At 61.5% G+C, this 21921-nt stretch carries 23 protein-coding genes and 1 other RNA gene; 16 read left to right on the forward strand and 8 right to left on the reverse strand.

Annotation, left to right across the window (positions count from 1 at the left end; translation table 11 throughout):
* The first annotated feature begins 107 nt into the window (after window positions 1-107).
* The gene (locus tag CPY51_RS07795; protein ID WP_111159708.1) at window positions 108-653 is read left to right on the forward strand and encodes an SH3 domain-containing protein; all 546 of its coding nucleotides are present in this window, start codon (window positions 108-110) and stop codon (window positions 651-653) included.
* On the opposite strand, the gene CPY51_RS07800 is transcribed toward CPY51_RS07795, so the two are convergent.
* Together CPY51_RS07800 and CPY51_RS07805 are read right to left on the reverse strand one after the other, a co-directional pair.
* The gene (locus CPY51_RS07800; protein ID WP_111159709.1) at window positions 646-1638 is read right to left on the reverse strand and encodes an adenosine kinase; all 993 of its coding nucleotides are present in this window, start codon (window positions 1636-1638) and stop codon (window positions 646-648) included. The genes CPY51_RS07795 and CPY51_RS07800 overlap by 8 nt on opposite strands.
* Before the next feature lie 395 nt (window positions 1639-2033).
* On the reverse strand, window positions 2034-2627 hold the full coding sequence (locus CPY51_RS07805; protein WP_111159710.1) for a c-type cytochrome: 594 nt from the start codon (window positions 2625-2627) through the stop codon (window positions 2034-2036).
* Between the two features lie 150 nt (window positions 2628-2777).
* Between CPY51_RS07805 and CPY51_RS07810 the strand changes: the two genes are divergently transcribed.
* Window positions 2778-3533 (forward strand): 3-deoxy-manno-octulosonate cytidylyltransferase, encoded by a 756-nt coding sequence (locus CPY51_RS07810; protein ID WP_195909468.1) that lies wholly within the window; start codon window positions 2778-2780, stop codon window positions 3531-3533.
* Window positions 3534-3543: 10 nt separating this feature from the next.
* A complete protein-coding gene (locus CPY51_RS07815) occupies window positions 3544-4398 on the forward strand; it encodes a prephenate dehydratase (protein WP_111159712.1) in 855 nt (284 codons plus the stop codon).
* A 196-nt stretch (window positions 4399-4594) separates the two neighbouring features.
* On the opposite strand, the gene CPY51_RS07820 is transcribed toward CPY51_RS07815, so the two are convergent.
* From CPY51_RS07820 to CPY51_RS07835, 4 genes are all read right to left on the reverse strand, one after another.
* Window positions 4595-4963, reverse strand: coding sequence for a VOC family protein (locus CPY51_RS07820; protein ID WP_111159713.1), 369 nt, complete (start codon window positions 4961-4963; stop codon window positions 4595-4597).
* Between the two features lie 69 nt (window positions 4964-5032).
* Window positions 5033-5722 carry a helix-turn-helix transcriptional regulator gene (locus CPY51_RS07825; protein ID WP_111159714.1) on the reverse strand — a complete coding sequence of 230 codons (690 nt, stop codon included), beginning with the start codon at window positions 5720-5722 and terminating at the stop codon, window positions 5033-5035.
* Between the two features lie 10 nt (window positions 5723-5732).
* Window positions 5733-6692 carry an NAD(+) diphosphatase gene (gene nudC / locus CPY51_RS07830; protein WP_111159715.1) on the reverse strand — a complete coding sequence of 320 codons (960 nt, stop codon included), beginning with the start codon at window positions 6690-6692 and terminating at the stop codon, window positions 5733-5735.
* A complete protein-coding gene (locus CPY51_RS07835) occupies window positions 6689-7099 on the reverse strand; it encodes an HIT family protein (protein WP_111159716.1) in 411 nt (136 codons plus the stop codon). Before CPY51_RS07835 ends, nudC begins: the two co-directional genes overlap by 4 nt.
* Before the next feature lie 92 nt (window positions 7100-7191).
* Between CPY51_RS07835 and ffs the strand changes: the two genes are divergently transcribed.
* From ffs to CPY51_RS07855, 4 genes are all read left to right on the forward strand, one after another.
* An RNA gene (gene ffs, locus CPY51_RS07840) (signal recognition particle sRNA small type) lies at window positions 7192-7288 on the forward strand.
* 47 nt (window positions 7289-7335) lie between these two features.
* Window positions 7336-9225 (forward strand): DNA polymerase III subunit gamma/tau, encoded by a 1890-nt coding sequence (locus tag CPY51_RS07845; RefSeq protein WP_111159761.1) that lies wholly within the window; start codon window positions 7336-7338, stop codon window positions 9223-9225.
* Window positions 9226-9240: 15 nt separating this feature from the next.
* A complete protein-coding gene (locus tag CPY51_RS07850) occupies window positions 9241-9564 on the forward strand; it encodes a YbaB/EbfC family nucleoid-associated protein (protein ID WP_111159717.1) in 324 nt (107 codons plus the stop codon).
* Between the two features lie 33 nt (window positions 9565-9597).
* Window positions 9598-10209 carry a LysE family translocator gene (locus tag CPY51_RS07855; RefSeq protein WP_111159718.1) on the forward strand — a complete coding sequence of 204 codons (612 nt, stop codon included), beginning with the start codon at window positions 9598-9600 and terminating at the stop codon, window positions 10207-10209.
* Between the two features lie 3 nt (window positions 10210-10212).
* On the opposite strand, the gene CPY51_RS07860 is transcribed toward CPY51_RS07855, so the two are convergent.
* Both CPY51_RS07860 and CPY51_RS07865 read right to left on the reverse strand, forming a co-directional pair.
* A complete protein-coding gene (locus tag CPY51_RS07860; protein WP_111159719.1) occupies window positions 10213-10749 on the reverse strand; it encodes a DUF992 domain-containing protein in 537 nt (178 codons plus the stop codon).
* A 103-nt stretch (window positions 10750-10852) separates the two neighbouring features.
* On the reverse strand, window positions 10853-11470 hold the full coding sequence (locus CPY51_RS07865; protein WP_111159720.1) for an MOSC domain-containing protein: 618 nt from the start codon (window positions 11468-11470) through the stop codon (window positions 10853-10855).
* A 57-nt stretch (window positions 11471-11527) separates the two neighbouring features.
* On the opposite strand from CPY51_RS07865, the gene recR reads away from it, so the two are divergent.
* From recR to truB, 9 genes are all read left to right on the forward strand, one after another.
* Entirely contained in the window at window positions 11528-12133 is a 606-nt protein-coding gene (gene recR, locus CPY51_RS07870; protein WP_111159721.1) for a recombination mediator RecR, read from the forward strand.
* Window positions 12134-12328: 195 nt separating this feature from the next.
* The gene (locus tag CPY51_RS07875) at window positions 12329-13591 is read left to right on the forward strand and encodes a lytic murein transglycosylase (RefSeq protein ID WP_420820678.1); all 1263 of its coding nucleotides are present in this window, start codon (window positions 12329-12331) and stop codon (window positions 13589-13591) included.
* Between the two features lie 150 nt (window positions 13592-13741).
* Complete coding sequence (gene rimP, locus CPY51_RS07880) at window positions 13742-14356, forward strand: ribosome maturation factor RimP (protein ID WP_111159763.1); 615 nt, start codon at window positions 13742-13744, stop codon at window positions 14354-14356.
* 49 nt (window positions 14357-14405) lie between these two features.
* Window positions 14406-16016: a transcription termination factor NusA gene (gene nusA / locus CPY51_RS07885; RefSeq protein WP_111159722.1), complete on the forward strand. Its 1611-nt coding sequence runs from the start codon at window positions 14406-14408 to the stop codon at window positions 16014-16016.
* On the forward strand, window positions 16013-16705 hold the full coding sequence (locus tag CPY51_RS07890; RefSeq protein WP_111159723.1) for an RNA-binding protein: 693 nt from the start codon (window positions 16013-16015) through the stop codon (window positions 16703-16705). Before nusA ends, CPY51_RS07890 begins: the two co-directional genes overlap by 4 nt.
* A gap of 102 nt (window positions 16706-16807) precedes the next feature.
* Window positions 16808-19519 (forward strand): translation initiation factor IF-2, encoded by a 2712-nt coding sequence (gene infB, locus CPY51_RS07895; protein ID WP_111159724.1) that lies wholly within the window; start codon window positions 16808-16810, stop codon window positions 19517-19519.
* A 184-nt stretch (window positions 19520-19703) separates the two neighbouring features.
* Window positions 19704-20327 carry a hypothetical protein gene (locus CPY51_RS07900; protein ID WP_146260095.1) on the forward strand — a complete coding sequence of 208 codons (624 nt, stop codon included), beginning with the start codon at window positions 19704-19706 and terminating at the stop codon, window positions 20325-20327.
* Window positions 20328-20408: 81 nt separating this feature from the next.
* Window positions 20409-20819: a 30S ribosome-binding factor RbfA gene (rbfA, locus tag CPY51_RS07905; protein WP_111159726.1), complete on the forward strand. Its 411-nt coding sequence runs from the start codon at window positions 20409-20411 to the stop codon at window positions 20817-20819.
* A 9-nt stretch (window positions 20820-20828) separates the two neighbouring features.
* Window positions 20829-21761 carry a tRNA pseudouridine(55) synthase TruB gene (gene truB / locus CPY51_RS07910; protein WP_111159727.1) on the forward strand — a complete coding sequence of 311 codons (933 nt, stop codon included), beginning with the start codon at window positions 20829-20831 and terminating at the stop codon, window positions 21759-21761.
* Window positions 21762-21921 lie beyond the last annotated feature (160 nt).

Consider the following 21921-nt stretch of genomic DNA (forward strand, 5'->3'; position numbering starts at 1 on the left):
GCAAGCGAAGACAAATAGAACTCGCAGGCAGGGTCACGGATTCGGTGGTGTGCGGAGCGAAGGTGCCCTGAAGCGGCACTCAATCACGACAAGCGAACGGAAGCTCCATGCGTCGCAAAATTTTCAGGTCCTGCGTTGCCTTGGCGATCGGCACGATCATGGCGCTCGCCAATGCCCAAATCGTCAGCGCGCAGGCCGCGAAAGGTCCGAGCGGGCTGCCGCTGCCGCGCTTCGTCACGTTGAAATCGAAGCGGGTCAACCTGCGTATCGGCCCCAGCAGCGACTACGCGGTCTCGTGGCTTTACACGAGAGAGGGGCTGCCGGTCGAAATCATTCAGGAATACGACAACTGGCGGCAGATCCGCGATGCCGAGGGAACGGAGGGCTGGGTCAACCAGTCGCTGCTCTCCGGCCAACGTTCGGCGATCGCCGCGCCGTGGATGAAGGGCAAGAGCGCGACCAAGGCGATCTACGTGAATATGCGCCGCGATCCGCAGCCATCGAGCGCGGTCATCGCCAAGCTCGAGCCTGGCGTCATCCTGCATGTGCGGGAATGCAACGGCACATGGTGCCGCGCCAGCACCGACGGCAGCGACGGATGGGTGGCGCAATCGGAAATCTGGGGCGCCTATCCCGGTGAGGCCTTTAAATAAGGCCGGCTTCCCTTCCGGCTTCCGAAAGCGACTTCATCGGGCGAGGCCCGATCTGCTGGATGACGATCCCGGCCGCCAGGCAACCAAGCTTTCCGCAATCTTCCAGCGACCGGCCTTGCGTATAGCCATAGAGGAAACCGGATGCGAACAGATCGCCGGCACCTGTGGTATCGACCAATTCCTCGAGCTTGATCGCATCGACCCTGTACCGCTCCTTGCCGCGCAGGATGACGGCGCCTTCCTCGCTCATGGTGACGGCGGCGATCTTGCAGTCGGCGGCGATACGGGTCAGCGCCTCCTCGAAATCGCGGGTCTCATAGAGCGACAACGTCTCTTCGCGATTGGCAAAGACGATATCCACGGTGCCGGAGCGCATGAGCTCGAGGAACTCCGAGCGGTACCTGCCGACGCAGAAGCTGTCCGAGAGCGTCATCGAGACCTCGCGGCCGTTTTCATGGGCGATACGAGCGCATTCGAGGATCGCTTCCTTGGCGCGGGGCGGATCCCAGAGATAGCCTTCGAAATAGGTGACCTTGGCGTCGGCAACGACTTCCGGTTCGACATCCTCAGGCCCCAGTTCGACGCATGCGCCGAGATAGGTATTCATCGAGCGCTCGCCATCCGGGGTCACGAAGATCATCGACCGCGCGGTCGGGGGGAAGGTGCCCTTCGGCTTGGTCTGGTAGTGGACGCCTTGCGCACGAATGTCGTGATTGAAGATTTCGCCCAGCTGATCGTCGGCGACCTTGCCGAAATAGGCAGCCTTTCCGCCGAAGCTCGCAACGCCTGCCGCCGTGTTGCCGGCACTGCCGCCTGATGCCTCGAGTGCGGGGCCCATGCGGGAATAGAGCAACTCGGCACGCTCGGCGTCGATCAGGTTCATCGCAGCCTTGGTGATTTTGTTGTCGATCAGGAACTGATCGTCGCAACGGGAAATAATGTCGACGATCGCGTTGCCAACAGTCAGTACATCGAAACGTAGCATCAAAAGGAGAGCCCCGGTATTGTTTGTGATAGCCGGTGTCCGGTCTTAGCGGATTTTGCGAAGTTTGGAAGAGGATTCACGTTGCTCTCCGCATCGGAATTTCTCAAGGTCATCCTGCTGTCACTTTTCAGCTGTAGATATTGTCCAAGCGAGCCGGCATGGGGATGTCAATGACGTCCAGGGCCGGTGTGCGAGGGGTATGATGCCCCTGCCCTCCGTTTGGGCGATCCTGACCACGGATGAACTGGGAGGTTTGCGAAACGGGGCATATTCCGGGAAGACCGGATGCGGAAAAGCGGGCCTAGCCCGCTTTTTTTGTTGTCTGTTGTCTGTTGTCGCGGCTCGATCCGCCGGCTGAGAAAAGCCCGGTCAAAACAACCGGGCCATCATGGTTCTCAGTTCGTTGCCGCCGGGGCTGGCGCGGCATTTGGATCAGGCAGCGGCTCCGGCGTATCGGCGAGCGTGCGCAAATAGGCGATGACGTTGGCGCGGTCGCCTTCCTTCGGCAGGCCGGCAAAACCCATGGCGGTGCCGGCCACGAATTTCTTCGGGGCGGCCAGGAAGTGGAAGAGGTGGTCATAGCTCCACTTCTCGGTGCTGCCCTTCGAAAAATCCTTCATACCCGCTGAATAGCCGAAGCCTTCATGCGCGGCGACGGGACGGTCGACGATCCCCCAAAGGTCTGGGCCGACCTTGTTCGGCCCCCCCTTGGTTCCGTCATGACAGGCCTGACACTTCTTGAAGATCGCTTCGCCGGCCTTGGCGTCGGCTTTCTGCAAAAGCTGGGCAATCGGCGTTTCCGGCGCGGCGGCGGCAGCTTTGTCGCCTGCTGCGCCCGCTGAAGCCGTCTCATCGGCAACGATAGCGAAGCCCGGCTTTTCCGGCGCTTCCGAATGGAATATCCCGCCTGACACGAGCGAAACGGACTTCAGCACGAAAAGCGTAGCCAGAAGTGCCCCAACCCCCATGTTCACGTAAGATGAATTCATATGCAATGCTCCCCTCGCCGCCGGCAATACTCCCGGCCCATCTTGAATTCGGCCGAAACCTATGTCTTTTGACTGTTCCTTGCAACTCACTAAACGGTCTCTAACATGAGACTTTTTGACACTTTTCTGCCGGGATTAGAAGGCCCAACAATGACGCATCCGAATTTAGACAAGACCCTGGTCCTGATCCCCGCCCGTCTCGCCTCTACCCGTCTTCCAGGCAAGCCGCTGGCGGATATTTGCGGCCTGCCCATGATCGTACAGGTTGCCTTGCGCGCGCGCGAGGCGGCTATCGGTCGCATCGTCGTCGCCGTCGACCACGAGGATACCTATGCCGTCGTCTCGAAGGCCGGCTTCGAGGTAGTCATGACCCGGGAGGACCATCAGTCCGGGTCCGATCGCATCTATGAGGCGCTGCAGAAGGTCGATCCGAACGGCCTTGCGGAGACGATCGTCAACGTCCAGGGCGACCTTCCGACCATCGATTCGGAAACGATCCGGGCGGCTTTGCGGCCGCTTGACGACGCTGCCGTCGATATCGCGACGCTGACCGTCGAGATCAACGACGAAGAGGAAAAGACCAACCCCAGCGTCGTCAAGATCATCGGTTCGCCGATCTCCGACAGCAGGTTGCGGGCGCTCTACTTCACCCGCGCCACCGCACCTTCAGGCAAAGGGCCGCTCTACCACCATATCGGGCTCTATGCCTATCGCCGCCCGGCGCTGGAAAGATTCGTGGCGCTTGGGCCGTCGACGCTGGAAAAGCGCGAATCACTTGAGCAGTTGCGGGCACTCGAAGCCGGGATGCGAATCGATGTCGAGATCGTTGACACGGTTCCGCTCGGTGTCGATACTCCCGCCGACCTCGAAAAGGCCCGCCGCATCCTTGCCGGCCACTCCCGCTGACGGAATTCCAATGACAACCAAAACCAACAAGATTGCCTTCCAGGGCGAGTATGGCGCCAATTCCGACATGGCGTCTCGCGACATGTACCCGACGATGGAGCCGTTGCCCTGCCAGACCTTCGAGGACGCGTTCACCGCAGTCGACAACGGCGAGGCGGATCTGGCGATGATCCCGATCGAGAATACCATCGCCGGCCGCGTCGCCGACATTCACCATCTTCTGCCCGAATCACAGCTGCATATCATCGGCGAGTATTTCATGCCGATTCGCTTCCAATTGATGGTGCTGCCGGGCGTGAGCCAGGATGAAATCCGCACCGTGCACAGCCACATCCATGCGCTCGGCCAGTGCCGCAAGATCGTGCGCGCCAACGGCTGGAAGCCGGTGATCGCCAGCGATACGGCGGGCGCGGCCAGGCTTGTGCAGGAAACCGGCGACCGAACAATGGCCGCACTCGCGCCGCGGCTGGCCGCCGATCTCTACGGGCTCGAAATCGTTGCCGAGAATGTCGAAGACGTGGAGAGCAACGTGACGCGCTTCGTCATACTGGCACGGGAGGAGAAATGGGCCGATCGCGGCTCGCATGATGAAAAGATCGTCACCACCTTCGTCTATAATGTCCGCAATATCCCCGCCGCGCTCTACAAGGCTCTCGGCGGTTTCGCGACCAACGGCATCAACATGACGAAGCTTGAAAGCTATCAGCTTGGCGGCAAGTTCATTGCCACGCAATTCTACGCCGATATCGAAGGCCACCCCTCCGATCCGCATGTCCACCAGGCGCTGGAGGAACTGCGGTTTTTCTCGGAAAAGGTTCGCATCCTCGGCGTCTACAAGGGGCATCCGATGCGGGGGCAGCTGTAGGCCTCCAAAACCAGACGCCTATCCAGGAACCCGCCGGCTTGTCCGGGCTCCTTCACCGTGCAAGTGGCGCGCACCGAGTCGCGGCAAACTTCCACGGTCTTCCTATCCGGTGCGGGCGAAGCGCCCCAAATGAGGGCGCTCGCTTTACCCGCCTGCGGGGAGATGGTTGAGGTGATAGACAAATCCGTGCTCCACATTAGCTATCCGGCTCACAAACCCTCAGTCGATGGCCGTCCGGGTCGAGGACGACGAAGGTCTGACCGAAATCCATCGTTGTCAGCTCCTGCGCGATCGGCAGGCCGCGGCTGCTCCATTCACGATAGTGGGCAGCCACGGCGCCTTCGCCCGGCACCATGAAGGCGACCTCGCCGCGATTGCCAAGTGCCGAGGGCTGCGGCTCGACGGAGCTGCGGCGCCACAGGCCGAGCGTGAAGCCGCCATCGAGCGGGAAAGCCGCGAAATTCGGGGAGGCGAAGGCGGGTTCGCGACCAAGCAGGTCGCGGTAGAAGGGAATGCTTTCTGCAGGGTCCCTGACATAGAGGATGATGAGGTTGGGGCTGGTCATGGTCGGCACTCCTTCGCTTGGAACGGAGCCGACCTTAAACCGGGTTACTGACAGTTTGTGGCAGTAGCGTCAGGCGTGTCTGGTGTAGTCATCAAGTTCGCGCCACTCCTTGAGAAGAACGGCGCGGCGGCGAGGATAGCGAACCTCCTGCTGTGCCATGTCGATAATGCGATCCGTGCGGAAATGACGGAAATCCGTTCTGAGTTCACACCAGGCAATCATGACGCGGACATGTTCGAAATAGCCGAGCGCGAAGGGCCAGACGCGGCGAGTTGAAACCGCGCCATGCTCGTCGCTGTAGTTGATTTCCAGGATGCGCTCAGAGCGGATCGCCTTGCGGATGGCCGAGAGATCGGCCTTGTCCTCGCCCTTCCTGCGGGGACCGACCAGAAGCGTTGCGGAATCGACCTCCCGGCGCATGTCGTCCGGCAGTACCGCGGCAATTTTCGCCATCGCATCGGCTCCGGCGGCGGCAAGCCGGGGTTCCGCAGCGCGGGCGACCCAGCGGGAACCGAGGACCAACGCCTCTATCTCGTCCTGCGAGAACATCATCGGCGGCAGCATGAAGCCGGGCCTCAGCACATAGCCGATGCCGGCCTCGCCCTCGATCATGGCACCCTGCGATTGCAGGCTGGCGATATCGCGATAGAGGGTGCGCAGGCTGACGCCGGTCTCCTCGGCGAGTGCCGCGCCGCTCACCGGCCTGCGGTATCGCCTCAGGGTCTGCAACAGTGTCAGCAGGCGTTCGGAACGTGCCATGGCGGATCTCTTACCGCTTCCACTCCACCCAATCGCGCATCAGGCGATGGGCAATTGCGCCTTTGGGAGGCGAGGAATTGCCTGACGGAGCGGATCGATCGAGCATGGCAAGCGTCTCCTCCGGCGTGAACCAGCGGCAATCGTCAAGCTCGGCACCGTCCATATGGATCTCAGTCGATCTTGCTTCGGCATAGCAGCCGATCATCAGCGAATGCGGCATCGGCCAGGGTTGCGAGGCATGATAACGCACACGGCCGATGACAATGCCCGCCTCCTCGTGCGTCTCGCGGCGAACAGCGTTCTCGATCGTCTCGCCCGGCTCCACGAAACCGGCGAGGCAGGAATACATGCCCGGGGCGAAATGGTGGCTGCGGCCAAGAAGGCAGCGGCCGCGCTCCTCGTCGACGGTCAGCATGATGACCACGGGATCGGTGCGCGGAAAGATCATATGTTCGCAGGCCACGCAAACCCGCTTGTAGCCGCCAATGCGGCTTTCCATGACCGAGCCGCAGCGTCCGCAGAAGCGGTTGTCGCCGTTCCAGCGGATCAGGCTCACACCTTGCGCCGCCTCGCCGAGGATTTCGCCCTCGAGCAGGAGATCGCGCCAGAGCGAGCGCATGTCGGCGGGCTTGAAATGGCTGGCAAGATCGTCGGCGTCGACGCGAACAGGCACCGCCAATCGCGGCTCCCCTGTCTTGCGGTAGCCGAGGAGAACGGCATTTTCCCAATCTGGATCGAGCTCGGCCAACTCATAACGCGCGAAAAGCGGGTCGAGGACCTGGCCGTCATGCTTCAGGACCAGCTTATCCCTGGCGAAGGCGAGGAAATGCGTGCCTTCGGTTGCGACTGCCCTTTGAACCGATTCCTCGTCGCGGTGTTCCGCCTGGCGATCGAGCTGATTTTCCGCAAAAGCGGTCAGACTGCTGGCTTCCGGATGCGGCGCATCCGACGAGAAGATGGAATGGTTCATGGCGAAAGGGCTTCCTGCAGTCTGGCGACGAATGTTTTCATGTCATCGTTCGAATAGGGTTCCGTCTTGCCATAGCCCCAGACGGCGCCTGGCCAGTTCGGATCCCCTTCGAACCGCGCAATGACATGAACATGAAGCTGCCGGACAATATTTCCAAGAGCCCCGACGTTGATTTTTGTGGCTCCGGTTACTGCTTTCAGGGCGCTTGCCACCAGATTGGTCTCGAAGGTCAACATGACCTGGTCGAGCGGGGTCAATTCGAATATCTCGGAAATGCCGGCGCGCCGGGGTACCAGCACCAACCAGGGCCAGCGGCGGTCCTTCATGAGGCGCAGGTCGCAAAGCCCCGTGATGGAAACGGAAACGGTGTCATTTGCCAGGCGATCGTCGAGCAAGAAACCGCGCAATTGAGTGCTCCTCCAGTGTTTTATCAAATGTTTAGCAGTTTTTTTTGGCCTTGGCTTGCTTTTGATGGCGATATTGCCGATATGTGCCTCCGGGAGGTTGGTGGTGGACGAGCCACTCGCCAACCGGGTCAGGTCCGGAAGGAAGCAGCCCCAACGAGCCAGGCACGGGTCATCGTGCCAGCCTCCCACCCTTTCTTATAGCGATGCCCGGCTTTTTTCGGGCGACAAGCAGGGCGATGAGCGACACCGAGCGACCAGCAGAAAACGCCGCCTCGACCGGCACCGGCTACCGGGTGCTGGCCCGCAAATACCGCCCCAAGGATTTCACGGACCTGATGGTCGGCCAAGAGCCGATGGTCCGCACACTTACCAACGCATTCGAGAGCGGCCGGATCGCGCAGGCCTATATGCTGACCGGCGTTCGCGGCGTCGGCAAGACCACGACCGCCCGCATCCTCGCCCGCGCGCTCAATTACAAGACGGCTGAGATCGACAAGCCGACTATCGACCTTCGAATTCCCGGCGAGAACTGCCAGGCGATCATGGAAGGTCGTCATGTCGACGTGATCGAGATGGACGCGGCGTCGCATACCGGCATCGACGACATCCGTGAGATCATCGAGCAGGTGCGCTATCGCCCGGTTTCGGCGCGCTACAAGGTCTACATCATCGACGAAGTGCACATGCTGTCGACGGCGGCGTTCAACGGGTTGCTGAAGACGCTCGAAGAGCCGCCTGAACATGTGAAATTCATCTTTGCGACGACCGAAATCCGCAAAGTTCCGATCACCGTCCTGTCGCGCTGCCAGCGATTCGACCTGCGCCGCATCAGCGCGTCGGATCTCGTCGGATTGTTCACCACCATTGCATCCAAAGAGGGCATCTCGGCCGAGGCAGAGGCACTGGCGATGATTGCCCGTGCCGCCGAAGGCTCGGCCCGCGACGGCCTGTCGCTGCTGGACCAGGCGATCGCCCACGGTAGCGGCGTCGTACAGGCGGAGGCCGTGCGCTCGATGCTCGGCCTTGCCGACCGTGCCCGGATCGTCGACCTGTTCCAACATATCGTCAAAGGCGATGTTGCGGGCGCACTATCCGAATTCAACACGCAGTATGAGGCCGGCGCCAATCCCGTGGTCGTTCTCACCGATCTGGCCGATTTCACGCATCTCGTCACACGGCTGAAATATGTGCCGGACGGCGCGAATGATCCATCGGTCAGTGAGGTCGAGCGGATCAAGGGCGCCGAGTTTGCGCAAGGCGTCGCGGTGACGACGCTGTCCCGCATCTGGCAGATGCTGCTGAAGGGTATTCCTGAAACTGAGAACTCCGCCCGGCCGGCCGGTGCCGCTGAAATGGTGCTGATCCGCCTTGCCCACGCGGCGCATCTGCCGGCGCCGGAAGACGCCGCCCGCCGCCTTGCCGAGCTTTCCGTCGACGCCGGTGCCGCAGGTGCGCGCCCTGTTCCGACGCCGTCACCAAACGGCGGGGCCGGGGCGGGAACGCCCGTATCCTACCAGAGCACAATTGGCGTACGCTCGACTGAAGCGACGCCGCAAAGCCGCCCTACCCCGAACGGCTCCGTCGCCATGCTGCGGGCCGTGCCCGACAGCAATCCGCAGACCATGCCCGTCGGGCGGACCGAGACCAAGCCCGTCGAGCAGCCAAAGCCGACCGTCGCCATCAATTCTGTCTCAGACATCGTCGATCTCTGTGCCGTCAAGCGCGATCCGAAGCTCAAGGCATTGGTGCGCGCGTTTTTGAGGCCGGTGCGCCTGGAGCCCGGTCGCCTCGATGCGAGCCTTGCACCGGGAGCGCCGACGACGCTGCTCGGCGAGCTTGCGGTCAAGCTGAAGGAATGGACCGGCATCCACTGGATCGTCAGCTTCAGCCGCGAAGAGGGCAGCCCGACGCTCACCGAGGCCGAGGCTCAGGCGCAGCAGCAGCGTGTCAGCGATGCGCGCCAGGACCCCGATGTTGCGGCGATCCTCTCCCAGTTTCCCGGCGCCAAGATCATCGACGTCCGCGTCCGCGCCGCAGAGCTTGAAGACGAGGAGATCGTCGCTGCACCGGCCGCGGCGGAATCCGAAGAGGGCGATATCCTGCCCGGCGACGACATAGAATTCTAGCAAGGAGCCATTGATATGCGCGACATCATGGGCATGATGGGCAAGGTCAAGGAAATGCAGGCCAAGATGGAGAAGATGCAGGCGGAAATCGCCGACATCCGGGCCGAGGGTCAGTCCGGCGGTGGCCTCGTCATCGTCACGCTCGACGGCAAAGGTGAGATGCTGTCCCTGAAGATCGATCCGTCGCTCTTCAAGGAGGACGACGCCGAAATCCTCGAAGATCTTGTCGTTGCGGCCCATAAGGACGCCAAGGGCAAGGCCGAGGCTCTGGCCGCCGAGAAGACCAAGGAACTGACGGCTGGCCTGCCGATCCCGCCCGGCTTCAAGCTGCCTTTCTAGGATCGACGCAAGGGTCTGAACGGGGAGAATGGGATGAACCTGACGACATTGCTGGTTTTTGCCGGGGCGCTTTTCATCGCGGCCGGCACACCGGGGCCGAGCGTGGCTGCCCTTGTCGCGCGGGTCCTATCGAAGGGCGCGCGGGACGTGCTCCCTTTCCTTTTTGGCATGTGGGCGGGCGACGCTATCTGGCTGACCTTTGCCGTCGCGGGTCTTGCCGCAATTGCCGACACGTTCTACCACGCCTTTCTCGTCATCAAATGGCTTGGCGTTCTCTATCTGCTCTACCTGGCCTGGAAGATGTGGTTCGCAAGGGTCGACGCGGCAGAGGAAGCGCTGCCCCAAGCCCGCTCGCGCGGCAGACTGTTTCTAACCGGTCTTGCCCTCGCGCTGGGTAACCCAAAGATCATGATGTTCTACGTCGCCCTGTTGCCGTCCATCATCGACATCCAGTCCGTATCGACCGCCGGCTGGTCCGAGCTTGTGATCACCTTGATCGTCGTCCTTGCCGTTGTCGATTTCAGCTGGATGTTTCTGGCGGCCAAGGCCCGCAGCTTCCTGAAAAGCCGCCGCGCGGTCAGGATCGCCAATCGTGCGAGCGCCGGCACGATGGCTGGCGCCGCTATCGCGATTGCAATGCGCTGATTCTTACTTGGCGTGGGCTTTGGTATGGTGCTTTGCCGGCTTTTGCGGTGCCACCGGCAGCGGCGCAACATAGGTCATCTTGAGAGTGGCGATACCGGCTGCGACATTCAGCCCGGTCGTGCCTTCGACGGAAAGCGGCTGCAAGGCGACCGAGCCGTCGAACCCGCCGACAAGTGCATTTGCGCCGATGCCAACGCCGACCGTCGCATTGGCTGACGCGCCCGAATAGCTCCCCTGAAGCACACCCTCGTGATGATCCGTCGGCGCATAGACCAGCCAGATCATCGAGCCGCCGCTGATGGCGCCGAGGTCGACGCCGAGCTTGGTGATTGTTCCGCGATAGTGCTCGATGGGGCCGGGCGCCGATGGGGTGAACAGGCAGTCGACATCCCGCTTGGAACCGATGATCACGCTGAAGCCCGCCGAGATGTCGCAGGTCAGCGATCCCGCCTGCACGCGGGTCGGCGCTGATAGTGCGGGCGTGGCACCGGCGAGCCCAGCGGCAAGCATGGTGGCGGCAACGATTTTGGAAGCAGACATGTAGAAATCTCCTCGTGCGGGTTCAGTCCTGGAAATGGATAGGGCCGGGCAATAGATAGGGGAGATTTTCAGACCGCCAGATGGCACATGCGGATTTTGAAACTTAACCTTGCGTCATCATTTTTGCCCTGAGCTTGAAATGGATCGGCGCTGCAAGATAGCGCGCGCGGTCTTCCGCCGAGAGCGTGCTGCCGAACGTCGCCATCATCTCCGGCATCGTGACTTTGGCACCGTCGAACGGCAGATAGTCAACGGGTGTTCCTGCAGCGACCGAGCCCGGCTCGAGGGCGCGGCAATAGATACCCGGCCGACCAGCCAAGGTATAGCGCTTGACGAACTTCGGATCACCGATCTTGGCCGCCAACGTCGCGCAAGGGATGCGCGCCGAGGTAACCTCCAGAACAAGATCGCCGGCTATCAACCTATCGCCCACGCAGACGGTCCTGTTGTCCAATCCGGAGATGACGATGTTTTCGCCGAAGGTGCCGGGCTCGATGGGCCGCCCTAGTTCCGCCGACCACCAATCGAGGGTGACGGAGCCCTCGACATAGACTGCCTGATCGATACCGCCGTGATGTTTGCGGTTGCAGACGGCATCGCCGATGAGCCCCGCGGCATCGACCAGCACTGCGCTATTGACTGAATGCTTGTTGATGCCCGTCTTGTAGCTTTTGCCGGGCAGTTTTTCGGCGCTGCCCCGACAGACGGCTAGAATTTTCATCGTGCGGTGGCTCCCTGCGCGATTCCGTTTTCCTTACATATGGTCTAAGAACGCCTCATGGCAAAGCGAGTCACCGGCCCCGAAATCGAAAAACTCATCCAGCTTCTGGCAAAGGTGCCGGGACTTGGACCCCGCTCGGCGCGGCGCGCGGCGCTGCATCTGATCAAGAAGAAAGATCAGCTTCTCGGTCCCCTCTCGCACGCCATGGGCGAGGCCTATGACAAGGTGAAGATCTGCTCGCGCTGCGGCAATGTCGACACGGTCGATCCCTGTACCGTCTGCACCGACGATCGCCGCGACCAGACCGTCATCATCGTGGTCGAGGATGTCGCAGATCTCTGGGCGCTCGAGCGTGCCAGCGCGATGAATGCCGCCTACCATGTGCTCGGCGGGACTTTATCGCCGCTCGATGGCGTCGGGCCTGACGACCTTAACATTCGCGGCCTGGTTGCCCGCGTCGCCGAAGGCGGCGTCCGCGAAATCATCGTCGCCGTCAACGCGACGGTCGAGGGGCAAACTACAGCACACTATATAACCGACCAGCTTGCGGGGCTCGATGTCAGGATCACTCGGCTTGCGCATGGTGTACCGGTTGGTGGCGAACTCGACTATCTCGACGAGGGGACGCTGACGGCGGCACTTCGGGCGCGGACGGTGATTTGAGGGGAGAGATTGAGTATGCGGATGGATACCCCCCTCTGTCACTTTGTGACATCTCCCCCACAAGGGGGGAGATTGGGAGATCGCCTCACCACTCCCGCTCAATCAACATCCCTTTTGGGTCTGGTGAGATCCGTTCGTAGCGGGCTGGGCAGAAAGTCTGCGGCCAATCTCCCCCCTTGCGGGGGAGATGTCCCGATAGGGACAAAGGGGGGTGGGCCACGGCGTATCGCGAGACTGGCGACGATACTTCTGCTCACCCTGCTGCCTCTGCCGACGATGGCCGCATCGAAAGCCGATGTGGAGGCGCAGTTCGAGACGTGGGTGAAAAGCGACCTCTGGCCGGAGGCGAAGAAAGACGGCGTTTCGGAAAAGACTTTTCAGGCGGCCTTTGCCGGCGTGACGCTGGAATGGGATTTGCCGGACCTGGCGCCGCCCGGTTTTCCGCCTCCGAAGCAGCAAGCGCAGAGCCAGGCGGAATTCTCGTCACCCGCTCCCTATTTCAATGAGGCGCGGCTGCAGAAGCTTGCGGTGACCGGCCGCGGCTTTGCCTCGCAGTATGCCTCGACGCTCAAGGGCATCGAGAAGAAATACGGGGTTCCGGGGTCGATCCTGCTTGCCATTTGGGGCCGCGAGACGGGCTTCGGTGCGGCGAAGATGCCGCTGTCGGCGATCGAGGTCCTGGCCACCAAAGCCTTCATGTCGACCCGCAAGGAGATGTTCCGCACCGAGCTTATCGCGGCTCTCGGCATCCTCGACCATGGTGACGTCACGCCCGACCAGTTCAAGGGCTCGACCGCGGGCGCGCTCGGACAGCCTCAGTTCATGCCGACGAGCTACCTGAAATATGCAGTCGATTTCGACGGTGACGGCCATCGCAATATCTGGACGTCAGTGCCGGATACGTTGGCCTCCATCGCCAATTACCTCGTACAAAAAGGTTGGCAGCGCGATCGTGGCTGGGGCTACGAAGTGACAATCCCGGCGAATGTGTCGTGCGCACAGGAAGGCCCGGATCTGGCAAAGCCGATTTCACGCTGGACGGGTCTTGGCATCACGCGCATCTCGGGCAAGGCATTTGCGGACAACGAAGCCAAGGCCGCCGGCATGATGCTGGTGCCGGCCGGGCGCGACGGTCCGGAGTTCATCGTCACACCGAATTTCTACGTCATCAAGGAATACAACAACTCCGACCTCTACGCGCTCTACATCGGCAACCTCGCCGACCGCATCGCCGGCAATGCCGGTGCATTCCAGGGGCCCTGGGGGGACGTCGGCAAGATGTTGCGCTCGGATGTGGCTTCGATGCAGAAGACACTGGAGCGAAAAGGCTATGACGTCGGCGGCACCGACGGGCTGCCCGGCTACAAGACAAGACGCTCGATCGGCCAATGGCAGGCAAAAAACGGCATGAAGCCCACCTGCTATCCCGAGAGTTCAATGCTCGGCGTTCTTAAATAGCACCGAGCTGCCACAGACCTTGCAATTTCGAAAAAACGCGCTTATATCGGCTTCAAATTCTTGATCGTGTGATGAGGGGTGGGCCGCAAGGACCCGCTCCTTTTTATTAGCGCGATCGGCAAATACATGAAATTTCCAGGAGCGCCCCGCTTGTCAGATTTGACAAACGCAGAAGATACGAACGAACCCAGGCTGATCGTCGAAACCGGCCTGGACCAGCGCGTTGCCGAAATCATCGAACCCGTTATCGTCGGCATGGGCTTCCGGCTTGTGCGCGCACGGCTGATGAACCAGAACGGTTCGACGCTGCAGATCATGGCCGAGCGCAACGACGGCACAATGACCGTACAGGACTGCGAGGCGCTTTCGCAGGCGATTTCTCCGGTTCTGGATGTGGATGATCCGATCGATAAGGCGTATCATCTGGAAGTGTCTTCGCCCGGCATCGACCGCCCGATGGTGCGCAAGTCGGATTTCAGCCGCTGGCAGGGCAACCTGGTCAAGTGCGAGACGTCGATCCTCGTCGACAACCGCAAGCGGTTCCGCGGCAAGATTGTCGACGTGAACGCAGATGGCTTCACGATCGAACGCGACCAGGTGGCCTATGGCGAAGAGCCGCGGGTCGTCATCCCGTTCAGCACGCTGGCCGAAGCCAAGCTGATCCTGACGGACGACCTGATCCGCGATGCGTTGCGTGCCGACAAGCTGGCGAAGGCCGAGGCCGCCAACCAGAACGAAGAAGACGACGAAACACCGATAAACTAACCGCTCAAAGGGACGGGAACCCGGGCAGGAAAGACGGAGATTTAAAGCAATGGCAGTCAGTGCGAACCGCCTAGAACTTTTGCAGATCGCAGATGCAGTGGCGCGCGAAAAGGTCATCGACCGTGAAATCGTGCTTGCCGCAATGGCAGACGCGATCCAGAAGGCAGCGCGCTCTCGTTACGGCACCGAATCCAACATCCGGGCTGACATCAACCCGAAGACCGGTGAAATCCGCCTCCAGCGCCTGCTCGAAGTCGTCGAGGTCGCCGAGGATTATTCAACGCAGATCCCGCTGGAACTGGCACGCGACCGCAACCCGGATGCCGCTCTTGGCGACTTCATTGCCGATCCGCTGCCGCCGATGGACTTCGGCCGTATCGCCGCCCAGTCCGCCAAGCAGGTTATCGTCCAGAAGGTGCGCGAAGCCGAGCGTGACCGCCAGTTCGACGAATTCAAGGACCGCACCGGCGAGATCGTCAACGGCACCGTCAAGCGCGTCGAATATGGCAACGTCATTGTGGACCTCGGACGTGGCGAAGGTATCATCCGCCGCGACGAAATGATCCCGCGGGAGAATTTCCGTTATGGCGACCGCGTTCGGGCTTTCGTCTATGACGTTCGCCGCGAACAGCGTGGTCCGCAGATCTTCCTGTCGCGCACGCATCCGCAGTTCATGGTCAAGCTCTTCACCATGGAAGTGCCTGAAATCTACGACGGCATCATCCAGGTGAAGTCGGTTGCCCGCGATCCGGGCTCGCGTGCCAAGATCGCCGTCATCTCGAACGACAGCTCGATCGATCCGGTCGGCGCCTGCGTCGGTATGCGCGGTTCGCGCGTGCAGGCCGTCGTCGGCGAGCTTCAGGGCGAAAAGATCGACATCATTCCGTGGTCGCAGGACCCGGCGACCTTCGTCGTCAACGCCCTGCAGCCGGCCGAAGTCTCCAAGGTGGTTCTGGACGAAGACGCCGAGCGTATCGAAGTCGTGGTTCCCGACGAGCAGCTGTCGCTGGCGATCGGTCGCCGCGGCCAGAACGTTCGTCTCGCCTCGCAGCTCACCGGCTGGGATATCGACATCATGACGGAGGCCGAGGAATCGGAGCGCCGCCAGAAGGAATTCAACGAACGCACCAACCTGTTCATGGATGCGCTCGACGTCGACGAGATGGTCGGCCAGGTGCTCGCCTCCGAAGGCTTCGCCCAGGTCGAGGAACTCGCTTTCGTCGACCTCGAGGAAATCTCCTCGATCGATGGCTTCGACGAAGAGACGGCCCAGGAGATCCAGCAGCGTGCCCGCGAATTCATCGAACGGCAGGAAACCGAGATGGATGAGAAGCGCAAGAGCCTCGGCGTTGCCGACGAGCTGCGCGAGATCAACGGCATGACCGCGCAGATGATGGTTGCGCTCGGCGAAGACGGCATCAAGACAATCGAGGATTTTGCCGGCTGCGCCGCCGACGATCTGGTTGGCTGGTCCGAACGCAAGAACGGTGAGACGAAGAAATTCGAGGGCCTGTTCGCCAAGCTCGACGTTTCGCGCGTCGAAGCCGAGCAGATGATCCTTCAGGCACGTATCTCAGCCGGCTGGATCACGGCTGAAGAGGCTGCCACCGAGACCGAAGCGACTGCGGAGGTGGATGCCGAGGCCGAGCAGGAAGCATGATGACCGCGCTGAAACCGGACGCTGTCATCGAAGACGACGACGTGTCGGACGACGAAGCGAACGGCCGGATGTGCATCGTGACCAGAGACCGCGGATCGCCGGATGAACTGATCCGCTTCGTGGCCGCTCCTGACGGAACGGTGGTTCCGGATCTGAAGCGACAACTGCCGGGACGCGGATGCTGGGTCTCTCCAGACCGGGCGCTCGTGGACAAGGCGGTTGCCAAGAAGCTGTTTTCTCGAGCCCTCAAGGCCGAGGTTGCAGTGCCCGCCGATCTTGGGGCGACTGTCGATAAGCTGCTTTCAGCGCAACTTGCCGGCATGATGCACATGGCTCGCAAGGCGAGCCAGTTCGTCACGGGTTCGTCGAAAGTGGATGGTGCCGTGCGGAGTGGAAGCGCTATCGCCGTATTCCATTCGCTCGACGCGGCGGCAGACGGTGTCCGCAAGATCGACCAGGCTCGCAAGGCCTGGCATCTTGGAATGGAGACTGAAATGGAAATACCATCTTTCCGTCTCTTCGGAGACGCGGAAATGGAAGAACTGATGGGCCAGAACGCTTTTATCCATGCCGCGGCGCTTGCAGGGCAGGCTGGTGAAGGTGTAGTGAAGCGCGCAAACCTGCTCGAACGGTACCGCAATGGCGGTCAGTCCCGGGCAACGGGCGCCGCTGGCCAGCAACAACTATGACCCGGTCAACGGCCCATGCCGTACTGGTCATCAAGGTACATCTATTGAACGACAGGGGTCTGATGTAAGTCATCCGCCCCTGTCCGAAGGAACGGGAACGGAATGACCGACAACAAAGACGACAATACACCAGGCGTATCGGCTAAGAAGACCCTCACCCTGAAACCATCAGGCATGAGCCAGGGTACCGTGCGCCAGGATATGGGTCGCGGTCGCACCAAGGCGGTCGTGGTCGAGACGCGCAAGCGCCGCCCGCTACGTCCGGAAGACGAAAAGACTGTGGTTGCACCGGTGGTCGTTGCTCCGGTAACGCGCGTCGCTGAACCGACGCCGCAGCCGCCGCGCCCGCCACAGCAGCAGCCCGGCGCCCGCCCCTATCAGCCAGGCGGCCAGCAACGCCCGCAACCCAGCAGCCCGCAGCGTCCGCAGCCGGATCGTCCGTCGCGCCCGGTCGTGCTCAACCATCTCTCCCCGGATGAAATGGATGCGCGCCGTCGTGCTCTGGCCGATGCCCAGGCCCGCGATGCAGCCGATGCTATCCGTCGCGCCGAAGACGACGCCCGCCGCAAGGTAGAGGACGAGCAGCGCCGCGTCGAAGAGGCCGCCGAGGCCGTTCGCCTGGCAGCAGAGAGAGCCGCGCGCGGTCCTGAGCCGACCGAAGCCCCGGTCGAAGTGGCTCCGGCTGTCGAAGCCAAGGTCGATGCGCCGGCACCGGTCGCCCGCCGTCCCGATGGCACTCCCTCATCCGTACGGCCTGCGCCGACGATCGCCGAAACCCCTGCCAATCGCGCACGTCGCGGTGCCCAGGAAGCAGAAGAAGAGCGCTCGCCTCCTCGCACCGGCACGCCTGTACGTGGCAAGATCGTTCGTGCCGAACCGGCAAAGCCTGCAACACGCCCGAAGACCGAAGAAGAACGCCGCCGCGGCAAGCTGACGGTGACGGCTGTCGGTCTCGACGACGATGGCACCAATGCACGTGGCCGTTCGCTTTCCGCCATGCGCCGCCGGCAGGAGAAGTTCCGCCGCAGCCAGATGCAGGAAACGCGCGAAAAGGTAATGCGCGAGGTTATCCTGCCGGAAACCATCACCATTCAGGAACTGTCGCAGCGCATGTCGGAACGTGCGGTCGACGTCATCAAGTTCCTGATGAAGGAAGGCCAGATGCTGAAGCCGGGCGACATCATCGATGCCGACCTCGCCGAACTGATCGCGGTCGAATTCGGCCACACGGTCAAGCGCGTTTCGGAATCCGACGTTGAAGAGGGTCTCTTCAGCAAGGCCGATGATGCCGGAGAAATGGTTACCCGTCCCCCGGTCGTCACCATTATGGGCCACGTCGACCACGGTAAGACTTCGCTGCTCGACGCCATCCGCCAGACAAGTGTCGTCTCCGGTGAAGCCGGCGGCATCACCCAGCATATCGGCGCCTACCAGGTGGAACAGAACGGGCAGAAGATCACGTTCATCGACACGCCCGGCCACGCCGCCTTCACGGCCATGCGTGCCCGCGGCGCGCAGGCCACCGATATCGCCATCCTGGTGGTCGCGGCCGACGATAGCGTCATGCCGCAGACGATCGAATCCATCAGCCATGCCAAGGCAGCAGGCGTTCCGATCATCGTCGCCATCAACAAGATCGACAAGCACGAAGCCAATGCGGACAAGGTGCGCCAGCAGCTTCTCCAGCACGAGGTCTTCGTGGAATCTCTTGGTGGTGAAGTGCTCGACGTCGAGGTCTCGGCCAAGAACAAGGTCAATCTCGACAAGCTGCTCGAAGCGATCCTGCTGCAGGCCGAGATTCTCGACCTCAAGGCTGATCCGAGCCGGACGGCCGAGGGCATCGTCATCGAGGCCCAGCTCGATCGCGGCCGTGGTTCCGTGGCGACCGTGCTTGTCCAGAAGGGCACCTTGAGGCCTGGTCAGGTCATCGTCGCAGGCGACCAGTGGGGCCGCGTGCGCGCGCTGGTTACCGACAAGGGCGATCATGTCAAGGAAGCCGGTCCCGCGACGCCGGTCGAGGTACTCGGTCTTTCGGGCACTCCGTCAGCCGGCGACAAATTCGCCGTGGTCGAGAACGAGAGCCGTGCCCGCGAGATTTCCGAATATCGCCAGCGCCTGACCCGCGACAAGGCGGCTGCACGCCAGTCCGGCCAGCGCGGTTCGCTCGAACAGATGATGAGCAAGCTGCAGAACACCGGCTACAAGGAGTTCCCGCTGGTCATCAAGGGCGATGTTCAGGGCTCCATCGAAGCCATCATCGGTGCGCTCGACAAGCTCGGCACGGAAGAAGTCCGAGCCCGCATCGTCCATTCGGGAGCAGGCGCCATCACCGAGTCGGATATTTCACTTGCCGAGTCCTCCGACGCCGCGATCATCGGCTTCAACGTCCGCGCCAACGCACAGGCACGGACGGCGGCGGAACGTTCGGGTATCGAGATACGCTACTACAATATCATCTATGATCTCGTAGATGATGTGAAGGCGGCGATGTCAGGCCTGCTCTCGCCAGAGCGCCGCGAAACTTTCCTCGGCAACGCGGAAATCCTCGAGGTGTTCAACATCACCAAGACCGGCAAGGTAGCTGGTTGCCGTGTCGTCGAGGGCAAGGTCGAGCGTGGTGCGGGCGTCCGCCTGCTTCGCGACAACGTTGTCATCCACGAAGGCAAGCTCAAAACCCTCAAGCGCTTCAAGGACGAAGTCTCGGAAGTGCCGGTCGGACAGGAGTGCGGCATGGCGTTCGAGAATTACGAAGACATGCGCGCAGGCGATGTCATCGAATGCTTCCGCGTCGAACACATCACGCGCACGCTCTGATCCTCTGGCATCACTGCTAAAATTGAAACCGCCGGCTTTGTCCGGCGGTTTTTTGTTGAATTCGGCAAACGAAGCGTCACAACTTGCATAACCGTTTTCCTTGAGTGGGTTTCATGCACGTGCCAGCGCCTTCGCCGACCGTCGTCCATCTCCACCCTCTCGTGAAGCGTGGAGATGTGCCGGCTTGTTTCCACATCGGTCGATCGTGATGATGAACGCGCTGATAGAAGATCGGATCGTGATTTCCTATGTCCGCCAGCCGGCGGAGCATGCGGACGTCATGCGGCAGGCCGGCAGGCGCTTTGCGACGACCGATATGCGACCGAGCTTCGACGGTTGGTATCTGCTTCTCGGCATACTGGCGGGAGCCGGACTCTATTTCTTCTTCTACGCCTATCGCCGCCTTGTCCTCATACCGCTCCTCGGTTTGTCGCCGACTGTCGGAACCGGCGACATCCTTCTCACATGCTTCCTGCCCTGCCTTCTGGCTTACGCGCTGGTGATCATCTATCTCAGACATGCTTCCACCGTTCGGCTAGCCGCCATGAAGGCACGCATAAGGCCGGACGTGGTGGTAACCGCAACGATCTCGCATGATGGCATTTCCTGGGATTCGCCAGGGTCATCATTGCGACTCGACTGGCGCTCTGTCTCGGATATTGCCACCCGCAACGGCCGCATCGAGTTCGATGTCGACTCATTCGTCTGCTATATCCCGGGGCACGCCTTCCGCAATCAGCAGGAACAGGCGGCTGTTCTCGAGCGGATTCTGGCCTTCTGGGCGCCCCAGGAAGTTGTCAACCCTTGACCTTTGCGTCGTATAGAGTCATGTGAGCCGCTTTATTGCGTCACGAGCAGCAGGCTCCACGACGCCATTAACGGAAACACCATGGCCAAACCGACTTCTTCCGCGCCTTCGCAGCGCATGTTGCGCGTTGCCGAACAGGTCCGCGCCGCCATCACGCAGGTGTTGCAGCGCGGTGAAGTGCGCGACGACCTGATCGAGCGCACAGTGATCTCCATTTCGGAAGTTCGCATGTCGCCGGACCTAAAGGTCGCCACCGCCTACGTCACGCCGCTCGGCGTTGCCGACCACGAAACCGTCATCGACACGCTGAACCGCAATGCCAAATACATCCGGGGCCGTCTCGGACCACTGCTGCGTCAAATGAAGTATATGCCCGAGGTGCGCTTTCGCGACGACACGAGCTTCGATAACTACAAGAAGATCGATGAGCTCCTGCGCTCGCCTGAGGTCCAGCGCGATCTTGATGACGGCACCGACGAAAAACAATCATAGTAGAGACGAATGTCCAAACCACGCAAACCCAAGGGCCGCCCGGTTTCCGGCTGGCTGATCCTCGACAAGCCGGTCGATTTCGGCTCGACCGAAGCCGTCTCCAAGATCAAGTGGCTATTCAAGGCCCAGAAGGCCGGGCACGCCGGTACGCTCGATCCGCTGGCTTCCGGCATGCTGCCGATCGCACTCGGCGACGCCACCAAGACTGTGCCTTACGTAATGGACGGGCGGAAGATCTATGAATTCGCCGTCAGCTGGGGCGAGGAACGCGCGACGGACGACCTGGAAGGCGACGTCACGCAGACGTCGGACAGCCGTCCGAGCGAAGAAGATATCCGTGCGCTGCTGCCCAAATATCTTGGTGTCATCAGCCAGGTACCGCCGCAGTTCTCGGCAATCAAGATCGCCGGTGAGCGCGCCTACGATCTCGCACGTGAAGGCGAGACGGTCGAAATCCCGTCCCGCGAAGTCGAGATCTTCCGGCTGACGCTGCTTGCCTGCCCTGACGAAAATACGAGCCATTTCGAAGTCGAATGTGGCAAGGGGACTTATGTCCGCGCCCTGGCGCGCGATTTTGGTCGCGAGCTCGGCTGCTACGGTCACATTTCCGGCCTGCGCCGCAGCTTCGTCGCGCCCTTTGCCGAGGAGACCATGATCCCGCTTGCGGAGCTCGTGGAGCTCGAAAAAATCGAGGATATGGACGAGCGGCTGGCCGCGCTGGACGCATTGATGATCGACACCAGTGAGGCGCTTTCGGCGCTGCCGCATCTGGCGGTCACCGATGACCAGGCGCACCGACTGAAGATGGGCAACCCGATCCTCGTGCGGGGCCGCGACGCTCCGGTTGCCGAAAGCGAGGCCTACGCCACCGCGCGGGGCAAGCTTATCGCGATCGGCGAGATAGGCGAAGGCGAGTTTCGCCCGAAGCGGGTTTTCGTCTGATTGCCATCGGACTACCTTCGCGCCTGCGGGAGAAGGGAACAAGCATGCCTCTTCCCTTTGCATCCTGAATAGTCTATAGGCTGCGCCAGCATCGGGCATGCCTGATTGCATTCGCGGCCAATGCTGGACGACATCCCGGCTTTTGGCGACTTCTTCCTCT

The sequence above is a fragment of the Arminella tubonensis genome, assembly GCF_003240585.1.
Taxonomy (GTDB): Bacteria; Pseudomonadota; Alphaproteobacteria; order Rhizobiales; family Rhizobiaceae; genus Rhizobium; species Rhizobium tubonense.